This is a genomic window from Aromatoleum evansii (assembly GCF_045689615.1).
Taxonomy (GTDB): Bacteria; Pseudomonadota; Gammaproteobacteria; order Burkholderiales; family Rhodocyclaceae; genus Aromatoleum; species Aromatoleum evansii.
In genome coordinates, this window is sequence record NZ_CP141259.1 from 1,305,895 (window position 1) to 1,325,076 (window position 19,182).

Genomic DNA, 19,182 nt, shown 5'->3' on the forward strand with positions numbered 1-19,182 from the left:
AGTCTGCGCAATTAAAGAATTGCTGCCAAGACTTAAACAAAATGTTAGATTGCCGGGGCATGACGGATGCCCGGCTGCGTCCGCGACGTCCATATTCCACGCAGTTTGGTACCCAGACTAGGGTGCGGATGATAAGACAATGATGAAAACATCGATCAAGGCCTCCCTGATCGCGACGGCGATCGCCATGCTCCCCTTTGGCAGCAATGCCGCAGGACTCGGTTCGATCCATGTTTTCAGCGGTATCGGACAGCCGCTCAGGGCAGAGGTGGAGCTGAACGCGAGCAATGAGGAGCTGCAGTCGCTTTCGGCGCGCGTCGCTCCCCCCGAAGCCTTCCGTCAGGCCAGCCTTCAATATACCGTTGCAATTTCCGGGCTTCGCTTCGCGGTCGAGCGCAGGGGCAGCCGCTCCGTTGTCAAGATTACCAGCGACCGGCCGTTCAACGATCCGTTCGTCGATCTCCTCATCGAACTGAACTGGGCCTCCGGTCGGTTGGTGCGCGAATACACCTTCCTGCTCGACCCCGTGCCAGCGGGGCCTGCCGCGCCTGCCGTCGGGCGTGGGGCAGCTCCGGTTGCTGCGCCGCTTGGGGCTCCGGCAACGTCAGCCCAGCGCAAGACGCCGGCGGTGAGCCCAGCGCCGGCGGTCGCCCAGACGGCCGGTGGCGAGCGTCATGAGATCAAGAAGGGCGATACGCTGCACCGCATCGCCGAGGCGAACCGACCTGAGGGCGCGAGCCTCGATCAGATGCTGATCGCCCTGTTTCGCGAAAACCCCGACGCATTTGAAGGAAATAACATCAACCGCCTGCGCACCGGTTCGATTGTGACGGTTCCGTCCGATGCGCGCGTTCGCGAGATCGATCCCGTCCAGGCGCGTCGTGAAGTTCAGGCGCAGTCCGCCGATTTTGCCGCCTATCGCAGGAAGCTCGCCGGAGCCGTCGCCGCGCGGCCGGCCGCCCCGGAGTCGGCTCCGTCGCGCAGCGATGCCGGCACGATCGTGCCGAAGGTCGACGAACCCGCGCGACCGGCCGCCGGTGATCAGGTCAAGGTTTCCGGTGCACCAGCCGAGCAAGGTGCAGCGAAGGGCGCCGACAGCGCCCGTCTCGCCCGGCTGCAGGCGCTTGAGGAAGAGCTCGTTGCGCGCGACAAGGCGCTGCAGGAGGCGAACGAGCGAGTCGCCGCCCTGGAGGCCAGTGTCAAACAGATGCAGGAGTTGCTGAACCTGCGCAGCGAAAGCATGGCGCAGTTGCAGCAGCAGGCAAGCTCGGCACCGGCGCAGGAGCCTGCCGCCGCGCCGGCGGCGCCCTCGCAACAGCCGTTGGCCGCCGAGCCGCAGCAGGCCGCGCCGGCCAAGGAGGAAGCGCCCGCTCCCGTGGCGACTCCCAAGCCGGCGCCTGCACCGAAGCCCGCGCCCGAGCCGGTCGAGGAGCCCGGCTTCGTCCAGGGGCTGCTCGGCGATCCGGCCGTATTGGCTGGAGGCGGGGGGATTCTCGCGCTGCTTCTGGCCTATGCCGGCATCAAGGCGCGTCAGCGCCGCAAGCAGGATGCGGGGCACGCGGTCGAATCCATTGCGAGCGAATTCCCGCCGCCGACCAATTCGGTTTTCGGGGCAACCGGTGGGCAGAGCGTCAATACCGGCGAGAGCAGCGTACTGCATACCGATTTCAGTCAGTCCGGGCTGTCGGCCATCGACACCGATGAGGGCGTCGATCCTGTCGCCGAAGCCGATGTGTATATGGCCTACGGGCGCGACGCGCAGGCTGAAGAGATCCTGCTCGACGCCCTGAAGACCGATGCCTCGAGGATGGCGATCTACGTCAAGCTGCTGGAGATCTACGCCCAGCGCAAGAACCTCAAGGCGTTCGAAAACACTGCGACTGATCTCTACTCACGGACCGGCGGCGAAGGGGGGGATTGGGACAAGGCCGCCGAGATGGGACGCCGCCTCGATCCCGAGAATCCCCTTTATCGTGCTACGGCTGGCGGGGGGATCCCGACCGCCGGGCTCGTCGCAGGTGCCGCTGCCGTCGCCAGCCTTGCGACTGCAGGCGTCCATGGAGGCGATTCAGGCTCCGCTCCTGCTGCATCGTTCGAGACGCCCGCCTCGCCCACTCGCGAGCCCGTGCCGACCGAGATGCCGGGTGATGCCGGTATCGAAGCCTTGCCGGAAGTGGATGCGGGTGCGCTCGACTTCGATCTCGATGCCGGGCTCGATTTCGGTAGTGACGCCGCGACTGCAGAGACGCCGATGCCTCAGATCGATGCCGTTCCGTCCGTCGAGGCTGCGCAAATGCGCGAGGAGGCTCCTTCCTTCGATCTTGACGTAGGGGGCGTTGCCGAGCAGGTTTCCAAACATGAGCCGGTCGCGACGCCTGTGGCCGATCCGATGCTTGCCACCGTGATCGGTCAGGGGATGGATTTTGCTGCCGCGGACCAGGCGCTCGAATTCGATCTGGCTTCGGAGTTGGATGTTGCTGCGGCGCCGGCGGTTGGCGAAGTCAGCCTTGATCAGACCATGATCTCTCCGGAAGGGGCGCCAGCGGCGGGTGGCTCGGGGACAGCAGAGGATCTCGAAAAGACGTCTTTCGACAGCAGCCTGCTGGATTTCGACTTCAACCTCGACGGCGGGGCGAACCAGGCGGCGGCGACGCCGCCGGCGCTCGATCTAGCAGGAATCGACCTGAACCTCGAGGCGACCTCACTGGCATCCGGAGCCGCAGCGATGGACGCCGGCGATGCTGCTGCGGCGTCGGCTGGTGGGCTGGGGGCCGATGCGGACGTGATCGAAGAGGTCAACACGAAGCTGGAGCTCGCGCGCGCCTATGAGGAGATGGGTGACACCGAGGGGGCAAGGGAGCTTGTCGAGGAGGTGTTGCGCGAGGGATCGGCCGAACAGCGGGAGGCGGCGGCTCGTCTGGCTCAGCGACTCGGCTGACGGCCGAATTTGCTTCTGCGCGGATGTCGTGGGGCCGCCGCAAGGCGGCCCGTTCATTTTCATGCACTCCGGATTTCTGATCGCATTATGGATGGCGTGTGTCGTCGTCCTGCAGTTCCTGTCGCCGCCGGCTTTGGCCGTAGCGCTTGCACTCTGTGCGGTCGCGGGGTGGTGGCTGGCGCCGTCGCGTAGCCTCAAGCTGCTGCGGCGCGTGCGCTTCCTGATTCTTGCGATACTCGTGTTGTTCGCCGGATTCACGCCCGGCGAGGCCCTGTTGTCCGGGTTCCCGGGGCTCAGTCCGAGTCGCGAAGGTGTGGTATTGGCTGCCGAGCATGTCGGGCGGCTGATCGCGGTCGTTTTGTGCGTGGCTGTGTTGATGGAGGGGCTTCCGGTGTCGCGACTGGTCGGCGGGCTGCACGCCCTGTTGAGCCCGTTCGGGCGGGTAGGGCTCCCCACCGAGCGACTCGCAGTGCGCCTCATGCTTGTCCTGCGCTATGTCGAGTCGGCGCCTCCGGCCTCCTGGCGCGAGTGGTTGACCAGCGATGGTAGCGGCGGCAACGGTACCGAGAAGATCGTATTTGCGCGCGAGCTTTTGGCGTGGCGGGAATGGACACTCCTGCTCGCGATGTTTGTCGTGGCAGTGCTGTGGTTCGGAGTGGCGCGATGAGAATCGCACTTGGTGTCGAATATGCCGGCGATGCATTTCAGGGCTGGCAAAGCCAGTCCCACGGGCGGACCGTGCAGGATCATCTCGAGGCGGCACTTTCCGGGATGGCCGGTCATCCGGTACGGCTCCACTGTGCCGGGCGGACCGATGCGGGCGTTCACGCGACAGCGCAGGTGGTGCATTTCGACACGCCCTCCGTGCGCGAACCCTACAGTTGGGTTCGCGGCACGAATGCGAGGTTGAAGGGCCCGGTTTCGGTACGCTGGGCGGTGGAAGTTGCCGACGATTTTCATGCACGCTTTTGCGCCGTCTCGCGCCGTTACCGCTACATCCTGTACAACTCGCCGGTACGGCCGGCTCTCCTCGCCGGTCGCGTGGGCTGGTTTCACCCCCCGCTCGATGAATCCGCGATGGCGGAGGCGGCGCGTTCGCTCATCGGCTGGCACGACTTTTCGGCCTTCCGCGCTGCGGGCTGCCAGGCGAAGTCGCCGATAAAGCTCATGCACGAGGCCGAGGTCAGGCGCGACGGCGACTACATCGTCTTCGATTTCTGGGCGAATGCCTTCCTGCACCACATGGTGCGTAACCTCGTCGGCTCGCTGCTGTATGTCGGCAAGGGGCATTTCCCTGCGGGGTGGATGGCGGAAGTGCTGCAGTCGTGCGACCGCAGCCGGGCGGCGATGACATTCACTCCCGATGGGTTGTATCTCGCCGGTGTCGAGTACCCGTCGCACTGGCCGCTGCCTGATGAAGGGCGTATCATCGCGCTCCCGCGTATCCCTTTCGTCTGAGTGTCCAGAACCCGAATCAAGATCTGCGGCCTGACCCGCGCCGAAGACGTGCTCGCTGCCGTCGAGGCTGGCGCGGATGCGATCGGACTGGTTTTCTATCCACCGAGTCCGCGTTTTGTCGCGTTCGAGCGTGCCGCGGAGCTGGCAGCGCTGGTGCCACCCTTCGTCACCACGGTGGGCCTGTTCGTGAATCCCGATCCTGCATACGTGCGGCAGGCGCTTGCTCAGGTGCCCTTGCAACTCCTGCAGTTTCACGGCGACGAGAGCGAGGCCCAGTGCGCGGCGTTCGGTCGTCCCTGGATCAAGGCTGCGCGAGTGCGCCCCGGGATCGATCTGGTAGAATTCTCCGCTTCCCACCCGTCCGCTTCCGGATTGCTGCTCGATGCGTTCGTCGACGGCTATGGCGGCGGAGGCAAGGTATTCGATTGGTCCCTGATTCCCGAGCGCCTCGGGCGACCGCTGATCCTTTCCGGTGGTCTGGATCCCGACAACGTCGCCGAGGCAGTCCGCCGCGTAAGACCGTGGGCTGTCGATGTGTCCAGCGGCGTGGAATCGGGAAAGGGTATCAAGGATGCGGCGCGGATTGCCGCGTTCGTCGCTGGAGTACGCAATGCAGACGGCTGACAAGCCATACCGGTTTCCTGATTCGCGCGGCCATTTCGGGCCGTACGGTGGCGTCTTTGTTGCCGAGACGCTGATTCCCGCGCTTGACGAGCTCAACGCTGCCTACGAGGCATGCCGGAACAACCCGGCGTTCATGGCCGAGTTCGAATACGAGCTCAAGCATTACGTCGGTCGGCCGAGCCCCATCTACCACGCGAAGCGCATGTCGGATTCGCTCGGCGGTGCGCAGATCTATCTCAAGCGCGAGGATCTGAATCACACCGGCGCGCACAAGGTGAACAACTGCATCGGCCAGGCGCTCGTTGCGCGCTACATGGGCAAGCCGCGCGTGATCGCGGAGACCGGGGCGGGGCAGCACGGTGTCGCCACGGCGACCGTGGCTGCGCGCTACGGCATGGAGTGCGTGGTGTACATGGGGGCCGAGGACGTCAAGCGCCAGGCCGCCAACGTGTATCGCATGAAGCTCCTCGGGGCGAAGGTCGTTCCGGTGGAGTCCGGCTCCAGGACGCTGAAGGACGCCCTCAACGAGGCGATGCGCGATTGGGTCACGAACATCCACAACACCTTCTACATCATCGGCACGGTTGCCGGTCCTCATCCCTACCCGATGATGGTGCGCGATTTCCAGGCGGTGATCGGAGCGGAATGCCTCGTGCAGATGCCGGAAATGACCGGTCGCCAGCCCGATTACGTGATCGCCTGCGTCGGCGGCGGATCGAATGCGATGGGTATCTTCTACCCTTACATCGATGTCCCCGGGGTCAGGCTGATTGGAGTGGAGGCTTACGGCGAGGGCTTGGACTCCGGGCGTCACTCGGCCAGTCTCACCGGCGGCACCCCGGGCGTGCTGCACGGAAACCGCACCTACCTGCTGCAGAGCGAGGATGGCCAGATCATAGAGACGCACTCGATATCGGCGGGTCTCGACTATCCCGGGGTCGGGCCGGAGCATGCCTGGCTCAAGGACAGCGATCGCGCCGAATATGTCGGGGTTACCGACGAGGAGGCGCTGGCTGCATTCCACAATCTGTGCCACCTCGAAGGCATCATTCCTGCGCTCGAGTCGTCCCACGCCATCGCGTATGCTGCGAAGCTGGCACCGACCCTGCCGCGCGACAAGATCCTGCTGGTCAATCTCTCCGGTCGTGGCGACAAGGACATGCACACCGTCGCCGAAAAATCCGGCATCCAGTTCTGACTCCGCGGGCCATTGACGGCCCGCGCATCCCGATACCGCTTATGTCCAGAATCCAGTCAGTTTTTCAGAGCCTGCAAGCCTCCGGGCGGCGGGCTCTGATCCCCTTCATCACCGCAGGCGATCCCGCTCCCGAACTCACCGTGCCGCTGATGCATGCGCTCGTTGAAGGCGGGGCAGACATCATCGAATTGGGTGTTCCGTTCTCCGACCCGATGGCGGACGGCCCGACTATCCAGCGCGCTTCGGAGCGTGCGCTCATCAACGGAATGAGCCTGCGCAAGGTGCTCGCGCTGGTGTCCGAGTTCCGCACGACGAACGCCAGCACCCCGGTCGTCCTCATGGGCTATGCGAATCCGATCGAGGCCATGGGCGTCGAGCGTTTCGTCGCCGCAGCCGGCGCAGCCGGGGTGGACGGGGCCCTTGTCGTCGACTACCCGCCGGAGGAGTGCGAAGCGTTTGCACGCACGCTCAAGGCGGGCGGCATGGATCCGATCTTCCTGCTCGCGCCGACTTCCACCGAGCAGCGCATCCGGGAAGTCGCGACGATCGGCAGCGGCTACATCTACTACGTATCGCTCAAAGGAGTAACCGGCTCGGGCGCACTCGATTTCAACGACGTCGCGGCGCGCATGCCGCAGATCCGCCAGGGTGTCGGCATGCCGGTTGGCGTCGGATTCGGCATCCGCGATGCCGAATCGGCCCGCCGCATCGGCGAGGTGGCCGACGCGGTGGTGATCGGCAGCCGCATCATCGAGGAGATCGAGAACAGCCCCCGCGATCAGGCCGTAGCGCGGGTAAAGAACTTCGTTGAAGGAGTGCGTGCCGCGCTCGACCAGATCCAAGGAGCTCCGCGATGAGTTGGCTTCAGAAACTGCTGCCGCCCAAGATCAAGCGCGCAGAGAGCGCTGCGCGCAAATCGATTCCGGAAGGTCTTTGGAGCAAGTGCCCGGCCTGCGAGGCCGTGCTCTACCGTTCCGATCTTGAAAGCAATCAGAGCGTGTGTCCGAAGTGCGGCCACCATCAACGCCTGCGTGCGCGTGCCCGGCTTGACATGCTGCTCGATGCGGAAGGGCGCTTCGAGATCGGCAATGAGGTCGTGCCGGTGGATCCGCTGAAATTCAAGGACTCGCGGCGCTACACGGAGCGCTTGTCGGCGGCCAACGACGACACCGGCGAAGCCGATGCCATGGTCGTGATGCAGGGGGCCATCCTGACGGTGCCGGTCGTGGTTGCCTGCTTCGAGTTCGAGTTTCTTGGCGGATCGATGGGTTCCGTGGTCGGCGAGCGCTTCGTGCGCGGCGCGAAGGCGGCCCTCGAGCAGCGCCTGCCCTTCATCTGCATCACCGCCACAGGTGGGGCGCGCATGCAGGAGGGGCTCTTTTCGCTCATGCAGATGGCGAAGACGACGGCCGCGATCACGCAACTTGCCGAGCGCAAGCTGCCGTTTCTCACCATCCTCACCGACCCGACGATGGGCGGCGTGTCGGCGAGCTTCGCCTTCATGGGTGACGTGGTGATCGCCGAGCCCGGCGCGCTGATCGGTTTCGCCGGCCCGCGCGTGATCGAGCAGACCGTGCGCGAAACCCTGCCGGAAGGCTTCCAGCGTTCCGAATTCCTGTTGGAAAAAGGTGCGATCGACATGATCGTCGATCGGCGAGAGATGCGCTCGAAGGTTGCCGAAATTCTGACTCTCTTGACCCGCCAACCCGCAATCGGCGTCTGATTTCCGTTCCGCTTCATGCAACTTCCCGATACCCTGAGCGGCTGGCTCGAGTTGCTCGAAAGCCGCCATGCGGCGCAGATTCAGCTTGGCCTGGATCGCGTCTCTCGCGCGCGCGATGCGCTCGCCGTGCGCAGCGACGCCGTGGTGATCACCGTCGGCGGTACCAACGGCAAGGGCTCGACCTGCGCGATGCTCGAGGCGATCCTGCTCGCCGCCGGCTATCGTGTCGGCTGCTACACCTCGCCCCATCTGTTGCGCTACAACGAGCGCGTGCGCATCGACGGACGCGAGCTTGAGGGCCGCGTCCTGGTGGATGCCTTTCGTGCCGTCGAGGTGGCGCGCGGAGACACCCCGCTGACCTATTTCGAACAGGGTACGCTCGCCGCCTGGTGGGCATTCTGCCGCGAGCCGCTCGACGTGGTCATCCTCGAGGTCGGCCTCGGCGGGCGCCTCGATGCGGTCAATGCGATCGACCCCGACTGTGCCATCGTGACCGGCATCGCAATGGACCATATGGACTGGCTGGGCGACACGCGCGAGAAGATCGGCTTCGAGAAGGCCGGCATTTTCCGCGCCGGCCGCCCGGCGATCTGCTCCGATCCGATGGTTCCTGCCACCTTGGTCGACCATGCGCGTGCGATCGGCGCCGACCTGAAGCTCGTCGGCGAGGATTTCGGATACAGCGGTGACCGCACGCAGTGGGCGTGGTGGAGCAAGGGCTCCGCCCGCCGCGGCGGTCTTGCCTATCCCGCGCTGCGCGGTGCCAATCAGCTGCTGAATGCCTCGGCAGTGCTGATGGCACTGGAAACCCTGCGACAGCGGATCCCCGTGTCGATGCAGGCTGTGCGCCAGGGCCTGATGCTCGTGGAGCTACCCGGCCGCTTCCAGGTGCTGCCGGGAAAGCCTTCGATAGTGCTCGACGTCGCGCACAATCCTCAAGCCGCGGGCGTGCTGTCGGAAAACCTGTCGAACATGGGTTTTTTCCCGGAGACATGGGCTGTTTTGGGCATGCTCGCGGACAAGGACGTCGAAGGCGTGGTGACGCTTATCCAGGAGCGCATCGATCACTGGATGCTCGTCAGTCTCCCCGGGGCTCGCGGGCTCAGCGCCGAGCGGCTCGAAGAGCGGCTGCGCAGCGTCGGGGTGCGTGGTGACATTCGGCGTTTCGCAAGCCCCGCGGAGGGCTATGAGGCTGCCCGGAAAACTGCCGGCGAGGGTGATAGAATCATTGCCTTTGGCTCATTCCTGACAGTCGCGGATGTGCTGGCTGCAGCCCGTGCCGCTCGTCATTGAGGCTCCGCGTGACCGATAGCGACAACGTCGAACTCAAGAAGCGCGCCAGGCGCCGCTTGGTTGGGGCCGCCGCCTTGGCGCTGCTCGCCGCGATCATCCTTCCCATGGTGATGGACCAGGAGCCGAGCGCTCCGGCGCAGGATATCCAGGTCACGATTCCCGACCGTGAGGCCGACAATGCGCTGTCGCGCCCGATCGCCGGCCGCCCGACACGCGATCCCGAGCCGCAACTCGCGCCTCCACCCGAGGAGCAGCCGCCCACCGCAGCCTCCTCAGAGGCGCCGCGGCAGGAAATCGCGACGAACGTACCGTCTCCGCCACGCCCTGCCCCAACGCAGGAGGGCGCCCCCAAGGGCGGCCCCGCGACATCGGCAGCGGTCGAGCCGTCGAAGTCCGCCCTTGCACCGGCTCCAACGAACACGATATCCGACAGCGCCCGCGCCCAGGCGATTCTCGACGGCAAAGCGGCGCTACCTTCCGCGCCCGCTGCGGGAAACAGTTTCGTCGTCCAGATCGGCGCCTTCGGTGATGGAGCCAAGGCCGCTTCCATTGCGGCGGACCTCAAAAGAAGGGGCTTTGCAGCCTACACTGAGAAGGTTGGGGCGATGACGCGCGTGCGGATCGGGCCGTTTGGTGGGCGCGACGACGCCGACAAAGCCGCCCAGCGCGTGCGGGCGAGTGGATTGAGCGGTTCGGTCGTGCCGAAATGAGCGCGAACCGACTCCTTCGATGACGGTATTCGATTACGTATTCCTTGCCGTTCTCGCTTTGTCGGCGGCGGTCGGCATGTGGCGCGGTTTGGTGAGCGAAGTGATCGCGTTGCTCGCGTGGGCGGTCGCGCTCTTCGCGGCCTGGCACTATGCGGGCGACGCGGCGGTGCTGCTCGCCGACATGATTCTCGATCCCGCCTGGCGCCAGATCGCCGCATTTGCGCTGATCTTCGTCGCGGTGTTGATGCTTGCAGCCTTGTTGCGTTTCTTGCTGCGCGAACTGCTCAAGGCGGTGGGGCTGGGTACCGCCGACCGGGTGTTCGGCGCGCTGTTCGGCGTCGCCCGCGGTGTCGCCATCGCCCTCGCGGTGGTGCTGCTGGGCGGCCTGATCGGGATTGCGCGCGAACCGTGGTGGTCGAACGCAATGTTCGCTCCACCGCTGGAGACGGCGGTGATTGCTGCCAAACCGTGGCTGCCCGATGTGGTGGCCACAAAGATTCGATTCAGATAGGTGCTATTCCATGTGCGGAATCATTGGGGTCGTTGCGAAATCCCCGGTCAATCAGTTGCTCTATGACGGCCTGCAGGTGCTGCAGCACCGCGGACAGGATGCGGCAGGCATCGCGACGTCGGAGGGCGGGCGCTTCCTCATGCACAAGGGGCCTGGGCTCGTGCGTGATGTGTTCCGCACCCGCAACATGCGCAATCTGGTCGGCAACTGGGGTATCGGCCACGTCCGCTACCCAACCGCAGGCTCGGCATGCAATCCCGCCGAAGCGCAGCCGTTCTATGTGAATTCGCCGTTCGGCCTGCTGTTGGCCCACAACGGCAACCTGACGAATTCCGAGGAACTGAAGCGCGAGATGTTCCTGTCGGATCTGCGTCACATCAACACCAACTCCGACTCGGAGGTGCTGCTGAACGTGCTCGCGCACGAGCTGCAGGCAGCCGCCAAGGGCTTCAAGCTCGACGAAGACGCAGTCTTCCGCGCCGTGGCGGGCGTGCATCGCCGCTGCCGGGGCGCCTACGCGGTCGTCGTGATGATCGCGGGTTTCGGCCTGCTGGCCTTCCGTGATCCGTACGGCATCCGGCCCCTGGTCGTGGGGCGCAATGACGTCGACGGCGGTCATGAGTGGCTCGTGGCCTCCGAGTCGGTCGCAATGGACGTGCTCGGATTCAAGACCCTGCGCGACGTCGCGCCCGGTGAAGCGATCCTCATCGATACCGAAGGCAATTTCCGCAGCCGCCAGTGCGCCGACCGGACGGTCGAAGCGCCCTGCATGTTCGAGTTCGTCTATCTGGCGCGTCCCGACTCGGTGATCGACGGGGTGTCGGTATACGAGTCGCGTGTAAAGATGGGCGAATTCCTCGCCGACAAGCTCAAGCGCGTCGTGCCCCACGCCGATATCGACGTCGTGATCCCGATCCCGGACTCCAGCCGCCCCGCTGCGATGGAGATGGCGCACAGGCTGGGTCTCCCTTATCGCGAAGGATTCGTGAAAAACCGCTATATCGGGCGCACCTTCATCATGCCCGGCCAGGCCACCCGGCGTAAGTCGGTGCGCCAGAAGCTCAACACCATCCCGCAGGAGTTCAGGGGCAAGAAGGTTCTGCTGGTCGACGATTCGATCGTTCGCGGCACCACGAGCCGCGAGATCGTCACGATGGCCCGTGATGCGGGCGCCGTGAAGGTGTATCTCGCGTCGGCTGCGCCTCCGGTCCGCTATGCCAACGTTTATGGTATCGACATGCCGACCCGCGCCGAACTTATCGCTGCTGACCGTAACGAGGACGAGATTTGCCGCGTGATCGGCGCGGATGGACTGATCTACCAGGACATCGACGATCTCAAGGCTGCCGTGCGCGCGGTCAATCCTGCCATCAAGTTCTTCGAGACCTCCTGTTTCGACGGCTGCTACGTCACTGGCGACATCACTCCCGAGTACCTGAACGGTGTCGAGAACCAGCGCGGCGAGAGTAAGTCGGGCGACGACGGTGAAGGCGGCCAGCTCGACCTGAACCTTGTGGCAAATCAGGACAACTGAGCAGAACGACCGAGCGGAAATGAGCGAGTACGAGTTTGACACCCTGGCTGTGCGCGCAGGCATTGCGCGCAGCCAGTTCAATGAACACAGCGAAGCCCTCTATCTGACCTCGAGCTTCGTCTTCGAGAGCGCCGCCCAGGCGGCGGCACGCTTCTCGGGGGCCGACGACGGCAACGTCTACGCGCGGTTCACCAATCCGACCGTGACGGCAATGCAGCAGCGCCTTGCTGCGCTGGAAGGGGGCGAAGCCTGTGTCGCGACGGCCTCGGGCATGGCGGCGATCCTGTCGCTCGCGATGGCTACATTGCAGGCCGGCGACCACGTGGTCGCGTCGATGGGGCTCTTCGGCGCCACGCAGCAGCTCTTCGGCACGATCCTGGCCAAATTCGGCATCGAGACGAGCTTCGTGCCCGCGACCGACCCGGACGCTTACCGTGCTGCGATCAAGGCGCGCACGCGGCTCTTTTTCATCGAGACGCCGTCGAATCCCCTCACCGAGGTTATCGACATCGCCGCGGTGGCCGACATCGCCCATTCATGCGGTGCGATCCTCGCCGTCGACAACTGCTTCTGCACGCCGGCACTGCAGCGTCCGCTCGAACTGGGTGCCGACGTCGTCGTGCATTCGGCCACCAAATACCTGGATGGCCAGGGGCGGGTGCTCGGTGGTGCGGTGGTGGGCAGTAAGGTCATCGTCGACGACGTGCTGAAATTCCTGCGCACGGCCGGTCCCTCGATTTCGCCGTTCAACGCGTGGGTGATTCTCAAGGGGCTGGAAACCTTGCGCATCCGCATGGAGGCGCAGTCTGCCACTGCCCTCGAGCTGGCGCGCTGGCTCGAGCAGCAGGCAGGCGTGGAGAGGGTCTATTACCCCGGCCTGGTTTCCCATCCGCAGCACGATCTTGCGATGCGTCAGCAGAAGTCCGGGGGCGCGATCGTGAGTTTCGAAGTCGCCGGGGGGCGCGAGGGGGCATGGAGGGTCGTGGATTCGACGCGTTTGATGTCGATCACGGCCAACCTCGGCGACACCAAGACCACCATCACCCATCCGGCGTCCACCACGCATGGGCGCATCACCGCCGAAGCGCGTGCTGCCGCGGGCATTACCGAGGGCTTGCTGCGGGTCGCCGTCGGTCTCGAGTCGGTCGAGGATCTGCGCGCGGATCTCGCGCGCGGTCTGGCCGGCTGAAGCGCTCAACCTAGGCGAGCGCGTCGTGCTCGCCTACGTGCGCCGGTAATTCCCTTAGGGGCCGGTGCGGAAGGCCTGCCCGTCCCACTGCAGCCAGCTCGCCCTCCCGCGCCAATCGGAGAGGACCCAGCGCTCGCACTGCCGTCCGTCCACCCGATGCAGATGGAGCGCCGGCCGATGCGTGTGGCCGTGGATGAGGGTCGGGTAATCGTGAGCGCGCAAGAGGGCGTCAACGGCTGCGGCGTTAACGTCCATGATCTCCTCGGCCTTTTCCTGCTTTGCGGTTTCGCTGTGCTTGCGCAGCCCCTCGATGACCAGCCTGCGTTCCGCAAGGGGGCGGGCTAGAAATGCGCGCTGCCATTGCGGATCGCGCACCTGCTGCCGAAACGCCTGATAGGCGTGGTCGTCGGTGCATAGGCTGTCGCCGTGGGTGATCAGCACCCGGCGGCCGTCGAGGTCGATCTCGCTGGGGTCGGGGAGGATGGTGAGCCCGGCAGCCCGGGCGAAATCCGTGCCGACGAGGAAATCGCGGTTGCCTGCCACGAAGCCGACCCGCGTGCCATGGTCGGCAAGTGCGGCAAGGGCCTCCGCGACCTCCCGGTTCAGGGGGGCGTCACGGTCGTCGTCGCCCGCCCAGTATTCGAACAGATCGCCGAGGATGTACACGGCGTCCAGCTCCCGCGCCTTCCCCGCGATCAGGTCGAGGAAAGCGCGGGTGTTGTCCGGGCAGTTCCCGGACAGGTGCAGATCCGCGATAAACAGGGCCGACATGTGAGACTGGACGGTTGAAACGGGTCGGCCCGGCGAGATCAGACGATCTCTGCGCGTTCGATGATGACGTCCTCGACCGGCACGTCCTGGTGGAAGCCGCTCGAGCCGGTGCGGACCGCGCGGATGCTGTTCACGACATCCATGCCTTCCGTGACGCGGCCGAACACGCAGTAGCCCCAGCCCTGGATGTCCGGTGCGCGGAAATTGAGGAAGTCGTTATCGACGACGTTGATGAAGAACTGGGCGCTGGCCGAGTGGGGAGCCTGGGTGCGCGCCATGGCGATCGTGCCCGTGAGGTTCTTCAGGCCGTTGTCGGCTTCGTTCTTGATCGGCTCGCGGGTGGGCTTCTGCTTCATGCCCGGCTCGAACCCTCCGCCCTGGATCATGAAGTTCTTGATCACGCGATGGAAGATCGTGTTGTCGTAGTGGCCGGCGCTGACGTAGTCGAGGAAGTTCTTGACCGTCTCGGGGGCCTTCTCGGCATCCAGTTCGAGCGTGATCGTACCGTGGTTCGTATGCAGCTTGACAGCCATTGGGAGCTCCTTGGGATTCGTTACTTGGTTTGGCCGGTCTTCGCAGCCTCGACGAGGCGGACCGACTCGATGATGACCGGTTCGGTCGGGACGTCGCGCATGCCACGAACGACACCGGTGCGCGTCTTGCCGATGTTCCGGACGACGTCCATGCCGCTGCTCACCTTGCCGAACACGGTGTAGCCCCAGCCGTCGCGCGACGGGTAGTCGAGGAAGCTGTTGTCGACGAGGTTGATGAAGAACTGCGCGGTGGCGGAGTGGGGGTCGGAGGTCCGTGCCATGGCGAGCGTCCCGGCGTCGTTGCGCAGCCCGTTCTTGGCCTCGTTCTGGATCGGCGCGCGGGTCGGCTTCTGATTCAGCGATCCGTCGAAGCCTCCGCCCTGGATCATGAAGCCATCGATGACCCGATGAAAGATCGTGCCGTCATAGTGGCCGCTTTTCGCGTATTCGAGGAAGTTCTCGACAGATTTTGGGGCCTTGTCGGCAAACAACTCGAGTACGACGATACCCTGGTTGGTGCGCATCTCGACTACGGGATTGGCGGCTTGCGCCACGGCGCAGCAGACGAAGAGGATGAGGCTTGCGAAAACGCGTTTCATGTCTAGCTTCCGTTCGGGGGAGTTAACTTTTCGGACGGCCGTCAGGCCTTGCCTTCATAGACGATCTTCCAGCGACCGCCTTCCTTGAGCCAGTACTGGCGCTTGCGGACACGGTCGGACAGGTCGTCGCTGCGATAGTCCTGTTCGAAGGTCACGACCACGATGTCGTCGCGCCCCGGATTGCGGAACATGCTCAGCTTGTCGAGACGCACCTTGATCCAATCGCGGCTCGCAGCGATCTTGCGTTTCTGTTCCGACCATTCCGCAAGATTCTGAGTGTCGCTGCGGAAGTCCTTCGAATAGTGGGAGAGGTAACGGGTCACGTCCGTGGTCTTCTCCCAGTCGCGCCGCCAGTCCTCGATTGCGAGCTGAAGGTTGCGCCGCTCGGCTTGCCAGTCGTCCAACGACAGCCACTCGATCTCGTTGCTGATGATCACCGGCGTGAGCCCCGGCTGGACGAAGTTGGAAAGCTTGAGAAAATCCTGATTCGCGAGCGTGACGCAGCCCTCTGAGGAGAGCGGCGGGCGAGCATAGGTGTCGCTCGGCGTTCCGTGCAGCCAGATTCCGTGCCCCGTGCGTCCGAGACGCCGGTCCCATTCGTTCGGGTAGTTGATCGGGAAGGCCCCGCTGCCGTACAGGTCGGGAAGTTTGGCCTGCTCGATGAAGGACGTCACTTCGTAGACGCCGAGGGGGGTCTTGTTGTCGCCCTCGACGCGCTTGTCCGCGCCAGCCTTGCCGTGGCTGATGTAGTAGTCGGCTACGAAGCGCGGCTTTCCGCCCTCGTTTGCATACACGTACAGGCGCGCACGCTTGGTGTCCACGACGACCGCGAAGCGCTGGTCCGGTCCCATCTGCAACAGGTAGCGCGGGATGTAGCTGGCTGCGGCGGGGCGTTCGCGATATGCACGCAGGCGCGCGGTCGCCTCGTCGCGCAGTTCGTTGACACGTTCGGCCGGTGCCGATGCGTTGCCGAACGTAGCGATCGGCTTGGCACGCGCCAGCAGCAAGTCGCCCTTGATCAGATGGGCCAGGCGGAAGTTCGGGTAGACCCGCAGCAGTTCCTCGGTGCGTTGGAGCGCCGCGTCGAGCCGGTTGGCTTCGATTTCGGTGAAAACGTACTCGAGTGACGCGTCCGGGCCGGAGTCGGAAATGCCGCGCGGAGCGGGTGCTGCGGCGGCCGCCAGCGGCAGCGCCGCAGCGGCGAGCGTTGCGATCATTCGGACGAACGCAGCTCGTCCGATTGTCAGAACCTTCATCCTCCGACGCGCTCCTGGCGGATGCGCCACGAGCCGTTACGCTTGACGAGCTCGAGCGTCTTGGTCGTGCTGGAGCTGAAGCCGGCGGATTCGTAGTTCTGGCGGAAGCGCACCGTTGCCACTTCGCCGTCCACCTTGGCATCGGGCTTCTCGATGTCGATGGCAATGCGGCCGGGCTTGCCCACGCGTTGTGCGCGCTCGTTCTCCCATGCCTTGCGGGACGTTCCTCCCGGGGTTCGGAACTCCTTGTCGTAGAAGCCGAGATACGCCTTCACGTCCTTGCGTGACCACGCCTTGGCCCAGGCTTCCACCGCCTGCAGCACTTCGTGCTCGGTGCCGGCTGCAGCGACGGTCGCCGGCTCCTGCGCTGCGGGGCGTGACGGCGCCATGGGGGCGGGCGAAGCGGCCGGGGGCGTCGGCGCCGCCGCAGCGGCTGGAGCCGCGGCAGTGGTGGCTGGCTTCGCCGCAGGGGCGGCCGTGGCGGAGGCTGGCGCGGAAGCTGCCGCCGCGGCAGCCGCAGGGGATGCAGCAGGCGCTGTGACCGGAGCCGGAGCCGGGGCCGGTGCGGGTGTGACGGCAGGCGCCGACGCGACCGCGGTGCGCGTCGGCGCGCCCTGTGCGGCGGTGCGCGTTCTCGAGCCGGAGGACATCATCTCGCGGATCAGCGCGAGCTTGGATTGCGCCGCCGTATTGGCCGAGTCGAGTTGCAGGGCCTTGTCATAGGCCTGGCTCGCCAGGCGCGCGTAGACGTCGCCGAGGTTCTCGTGCGCGGTCGCATAGCTCGGGTGGGTGCGAATCGCCATTTCCAGGGCCGAGCGCGCCTTGTCGTACTGGCGCTGCTGGGCATAAAGGACGGCGAGGTTGTTATAGGGCTCCGGAAGTTCGGGGAAGTCCTCGGTGAGCTTCTGGAATACCGCGACCGCTTCGTCCGCGCGGTTAAGCTCGGTGAGCGCGATTCCCTTCAGGAAACGTGCCTGCGGCTCCTTGGCATTGCCGGCAAGTACCCGGTCGGCCATCGCCAGCGCCTGCGCATGCTGGCCCTGATTGACGAGCGTTTGAATCTGGGCGACGTTGTCGGCTGCCTGCAGCAGCGGAGCCGCGCCGAGACCGACGATGAGGGCCATCACGGCCAGGGCGGAATTGGGACGCATGTTCATTGTGTTAGAATCGGTCGGTTTCCGTTGATCCACGCGGATTTAACGCGACATTCTATCAAATAACGGGAGCTGCATCACGGTGGGGTGGTGGTCGCTGTGCGAGCGCTGCGGGTGTTCCCCGTGCTTTCCGGATCGCGGTGTTGCCGCGAGCGGACAGGCGTCCCGTCGAATGCTGTCCTTCTGCGCCGCCTTGCGGAAAATGCCATGCTTCAGATTCACAACTCATTGACGCGAAAAAAAGAAATTTTTGCCCCGATCGAGCCCGGAAAGGTTCGGATGTATGTGTGTGGCATGACTGTGTATGATTTTTGCCACCTCGGCCATGCTCGCGTAATGGTTGTGTTCGACATGGTGGCGCGCTGGTTGCGCGCGAGCGGATTTGATCTCGTTTATGTCAGGAACATTACCGACATCGATGACAAGATCATTCGCCGTGCCGGCGAGAATAGCGAGTCGATCCGTGCGCTGACGGACCGCTTCATCGCCGCGATGCACGAGGACGCCGACGCGCTCGGCGTGATGCGGCCCGACCACGAACCGCGCGCGACGGAGTACGTGGGGCAGATGCAGTCCCTGATCGAGCGCCTTCGCCAAAAGGGCCTCGCATACGTGGCCGAGAATCGCGACGTATGCTATTCGGTGCGCAAGTTCGACGGCTACGGCAAGCTTTCCGGCAAGTCGCTCGACGAGCTGCGCGCAGGGGAGCGCGTGGAGATCGCTGGCGAGAAGCAGGATCCGCTCGATTTCGTGCTGTGGAAGCATGCGCGCACGGACGAACCGGCAGAGGTGAAGTGGGCCTCGCCTTGGGGCGCGGGGCGTCCCGGCTGGCACATCGAGTGCTCCGCAATGAGTTCGGACCTGCTGGGCGATCATTTCGACATCCATGGCGGCGGGCAGGATCTTCAGTTTCCCCATCACGAGAACGAGATCGCGCAGTCCGAGGGGGCCCACGGCCACACCTTCGTCAACTACTGGATGCACAACGGCTTCGTTCGCGTCGACGACGAGAAGATGTCCAAGTCGCTCGGCAATTTCTTTACGATCCGTGATGTGCTGAAGAAGTACGACGCGGAAGTGGTGCGCTTCTTCATCCTCCGCGCGCACTATCGCAGCCCGCTCAATTACTCGGGTGCTCATCTCGAGGATGCGCGCCAGTCGCTCACGCGCCTGTACACGGCGCTGCGCAACGTTGCGCCGGCGGATGTGGCGATCGACTGGGAGGAGGCGCACGCCCAGCGCTTCCGTGAGGCGATGGATGACGACTTCAATACTGCCGAGGCCGTTGCCGTACTGTTCGATCTCGCGAACGAGGCGAACCGCAGCGGCTCGGCGGCCATGGCGGCGCAGCTGAAGGGCTTGGGCGGGGTGCTGGGCTTGCTCGGGCGCGATCCGGTGGCCTTCCTCCAGGGGGGGGCTGCGGAGGCGGGGACGGACGAGGCCGGCGAGATCGAGGCCTTGATCGAACAGCGCGCGCAGGCCAAGAAGGCGAGGAATTTTGCCGAGGCGGACCGTATCCGTGCCGATCTGCTGGCGCGTGGCATCGCACTCGAGGATACCCCGCAGGGAACCCTGTGGCGGCGCGCCTGAACGCCTGAGCCGGGTGCTCTCCGCGCTACGGAGCGCAACAGGGCGGGTTCGGGCGATTCAGGATCGGCCGCAGCGCAGTTTGTCCGCCGCGGCCGATCCGT

At 65.0% G+C, this 19,182-nt stretch carries 18 protein-coding genes; 13 read left to right on the forward strand and 5 right to left on the reverse strand.

Annotated elements, in window-relative coordinates; genetic code table 11:
* Nucleotides 1-139 precede the first annotated feature (139 nt).
* From U5817_RS05980 to U5817_RS06035, 12 genes are read left to right on the forward strand one after another with little or no spacing between them, the layout of a single operon-like run.
* Nucleotides 140-2,938 (forward strand): FimV/HubP family polar landmark protein, encoded by a 2,799-nt coding sequence (locus U5817_RS05980; RefSeq protein ID WP_407280019.1) that lies wholly within the window; start codon nt 140-142, stop codon nt 2,936-2,938.
* A gap of 28 nt (nt 2,939-2,966) precedes the next feature.
* Nucleotides 2,967-3,605, forward strand: a complete 639-nt coding sequence (locus U5817_RS05985) for a CbiQ family ECF transporter T component (protein ID WP_407280020.1) — start codon at nt 2,967-2,969, stop codon at nt 3,603-3,605.
* Nucleotides 3,602-4,396 carry a tRNA pseudouridine(38-40) synthase TruA gene (gene truA / locus U5817_RS05990; protein WP_169125123.1) on the forward strand — a complete coding sequence of 265 codons (795 nt, stop codon included), beginning with the start codon at nt 3,602-3,604 and terminating at the stop codon, nt 4,394-4,396. Before U5817_RS05985 ends, truA begins: the two co-directional genes overlap by 4 nt.
* Complete coding sequence (locus U5817_RS05995; RefSeq protein WP_169125124.1) at nt 4,397-5,020, forward strand: phosphoribosylanthranilate isomerase; 624 nt, start codon at nt 4,397-4,399, stop codon at nt 5,018-5,020.
* Entirely contained in the window at nt 5,007-6,218 is a 1,212-nt protein-coding gene (trpB, locus tag U5817_RS06000) for a tryptophan synthase subunit beta (RefSeq protein WP_169125125.1), read from the forward strand. Before U5817_RS05995 ends, trpB begins: the two co-directional genes overlap by 14 nt.
* Before the next feature lie 41 nt (nt 6,219-6,259).
* Nucleotides 6,260-7,075, forward strand: a complete 816-nt coding sequence (gene trpA / locus U5817_RS06005; RefSeq protein WP_169125126.1) for a tryptophan synthase subunit alpha — start codon at nt 6,260-6,262, stop codon at nt 7,073-7,075.
* Nucleotides 7,072-7,941 (forward strand): acetyl-CoA carboxylase, carboxyltransferase subunit beta, encoded by an 870-nt coding sequence (gene accD, locus U5817_RS06010; RefSeq protein ID WP_169125127.1) that lies wholly within the window; start codon nt 7,072-7,074, stop codon nt 7,939-7,941. Before trpA ends, accD begins: the two co-directional genes overlap by 4 nt.
* 15 nt (nt 7,942-7,956) lie before the next feature.
* Entirely contained in the window at nt 7,957-9,234 is a 1,278-nt protein-coding gene (gene folC / locus U5817_RS06015; RefSeq protein WP_407280021.1) for a bifunctional tetrahydrofolate synthase/dihydrofolate synthase, read from the forward strand.
* 8 nt (nt 9,235-9,242) lie between these two features.
* Nucleotides 9,243-9,944: an SPOR domain-containing protein gene (locus U5817_RS06020; RefSeq protein WP_407280022.1), complete on the forward strand. Its 702-nt coding sequence runs from the start codon at nt 9,243-9,245 to the stop codon at nt 9,942-9,944.
* Nucleotides 9,945-9,963: 19 nt separating this feature from the next.
* Entirely contained in the window at nt 9,964-10,455 is a 492-nt protein-coding gene (locus tag U5817_RS06025; protein WP_407280023.1) for a CvpA family protein, read from the forward strand.
* Nucleotides 10,456-10,465: 10 nt separating this feature from the next.
* A complete protein-coding gene (gene purF, locus U5817_RS06030) occupies nt 10,466-11,989 on the forward strand; it encodes an amidophosphoribosyltransferase (RefSeq protein ID WP_407280024.1) in 1,524 nt (507 codons plus the stop codon).
* A gap of 19 nt (nt 11,990-12,008) precedes the next feature.
* Nucleotides 12,009-13,178, forward strand: coding sequence for an O-succinylhomoserine sulfhydrylase (locus U5817_RS06035; RefSeq protein ID WP_407280025.1), 1,170 nt, complete (start codon nt 12,009-12,011; stop codon nt 13,176-13,178).
* A gap of 54 nt (nt 13,179-13,232) precedes the next feature.
* Here the strand turns inward: U5817_RS06035 and U5817_RS06040 are convergent, their stop codons facing one another.
* From U5817_RS06040 to U5817_RS06060, 5 genes are read right to left on the reverse strand one after another with little or no spacing between them, the layout of a single operon-like run.
* Nucleotides 13,233-13,949, reverse strand: coding sequence for a UDP-2,3-diacylglucosamine diphosphatase (locus U5817_RS06040; RefSeq protein WP_169125133.1), 717 nt, complete (start codon nt 13,947-13,949; stop codon nt 13,233-13,235).
* Between the two features lie 38 nt (nt 13,950-13,987).
* Nucleotides 13,988-14,482: a peptidylprolyl isomerase gene (locus tag U5817_RS06045; RefSeq protein ID WP_169125134.1), complete on the reverse strand. Its 495-nt coding sequence runs from the start codon at nt 14,480-14,482 to the stop codon at nt 13,988-13,990.
* Between the two features lie 20 nt (nt 14,483-14,502).
* The gene (locus U5817_RS06050; RefSeq protein ID WP_407280026.1) at nt 14,503-15,081 is read right to left on the reverse strand and encodes a peptidylprolyl isomerase; all 579 of its coding nucleotides are present in this window, start codon (nt 15,079-15,081) and stop codon (nt 14,503-14,505) included.
* A gap of 41 nt (nt 15,082-15,122) precedes the next feature.
* On the reverse strand, nt 15,123-16,298 hold the full coding sequence (locus U5817_RS06055) for a murein L,D-transpeptidase family protein (RefSeq protein WP_407280027.1): 1,176 nt from the start codon (nt 16,296-16,298) through the stop codon (nt 15,123-15,125).
* 35 nt (nt 16,299-16,333) lie between these two features.
* Nucleotides 16,334-17,494, reverse strand: coding sequence for a tetratricopeptide repeat protein (locus U5817_RS06060; protein WP_407280028.1), 1,161 nt, complete (start codon nt 17,492-17,494; stop codon nt 16,334-16,336).
* A gap of 204 nt (nt 17,495-17,698) precedes the next feature.
* Here U5817_RS06060 and cysS point away from each other — a divergent pair, with 204 nt between their 5' ends.
* Complete coding sequence (cysS, locus tag U5817_RS06065; RefSeq protein ID WP_407281027.1) at nt 17,699-19,081, forward strand: cysteine--tRNA ligase; 1,383 nt, start codon at nt 17,699-17,701, stop codon at nt 19,079-19,081.
* The last annotated feature ends 101 nt before the right edge of the window (nt 19,082-19,182 follow it).

Coding starts and splice junctions, on each gene's coding strand:
- trpB (WP_169125125.1), top strand. CDS start 5,007: ATGCAGACGGCTGACAAGCCATACCGGTTTCCTGATTCGCGCGGCCAT.
- U5817_RS06035 (WP_407280025.1), top strand. CDS start 12,009: ATGAGCGAGTACGAGTTTGACACCCTGGCTGTGCGCGCAGGCATTGCG.
- accD (WP_169125127.1), top strand. CDS start 7,072: ATGAGTTGGCTTCAGAAACTGCTGCCGCCCAAGATCAAGCGCGCAGAG.
- U5817_RS06055 (WP_407280027.1), bottom strand. CDS start 16,298: ATGATCGCAACGCTCGCCGCTGCGGCGCTGCCGCTGGCGGCCGCCGCA.
- U5817_RS06040 (WP_169125133.1), bottom strand. CDS start 13,949: ATGTCGGCCCTGTTTATCGCGGATCTGCACCTGTCCGGGAACTGCCCG.
- U5817_RS06045 (WP_169125134.1), bottom strand. CDS start 14,482: ATGGCTGTCAAGCTGCATACGAACCACGGTACGATCACGCTCGAACTG.
- U5817_RS06060 (WP_407280028.1), bottom strand. CDS start 17,494: ATGAACATGCGTCCCAATTCCGCCCTGGCCGTGATGGCCCTCATCGTC.
- U5817_RS06050 (WP_407280026.1), bottom strand. CDS start 15,081: ATGAAACGCGTTTTCGCAAGCCTCATCCTCTTCGTCTGCTGCGCCGTG.
- trpA (WP_169125126.1), top strand. CDS start 6,260: ATGTCCAGAATCCAGTCAGTTTTTCAGAGCCTGCAAGCCTCCGGGCGG.
- cysS (WP_407281027.1), top strand. CDS start 17,699: ATGCTTCAGATTCACAACTCATTGACGCGAAAAAAAGAAATTTTTGCC.
- U5817_RS05980 (WP_407280019.1), top strand. CDS start 140: ATGATGAAAACATCGATCAAGGCCTCCCTGATCGCGACGGCGATCGCC.
- U5817_RS06025 (WP_407280023.1), top strand. CDS start 9,964: ATGACGGTATTCGATTACGTATTCCTTGCCGTTCTCGCTTTGTCGGCG.
- purF (WP_407280024.1), top strand. CDS start 10,466: ATGTGCGGAATCATTGGGGTCGTTGCGAAATCCCCGGTCAATCAGTTG.
- folC (WP_407280021.1), top strand. CDS start 7,957: ATGCAACTTCCCGATACCCTGAGCGGCTGGCTCGAGTTGCTCGAAAGC.
- truA (WP_169125123.1), top strand. CDS start 3,602: ATGAGAATCGCACTTGGTGTCGAATATGCCGGCGATGCATTTCAGGGC.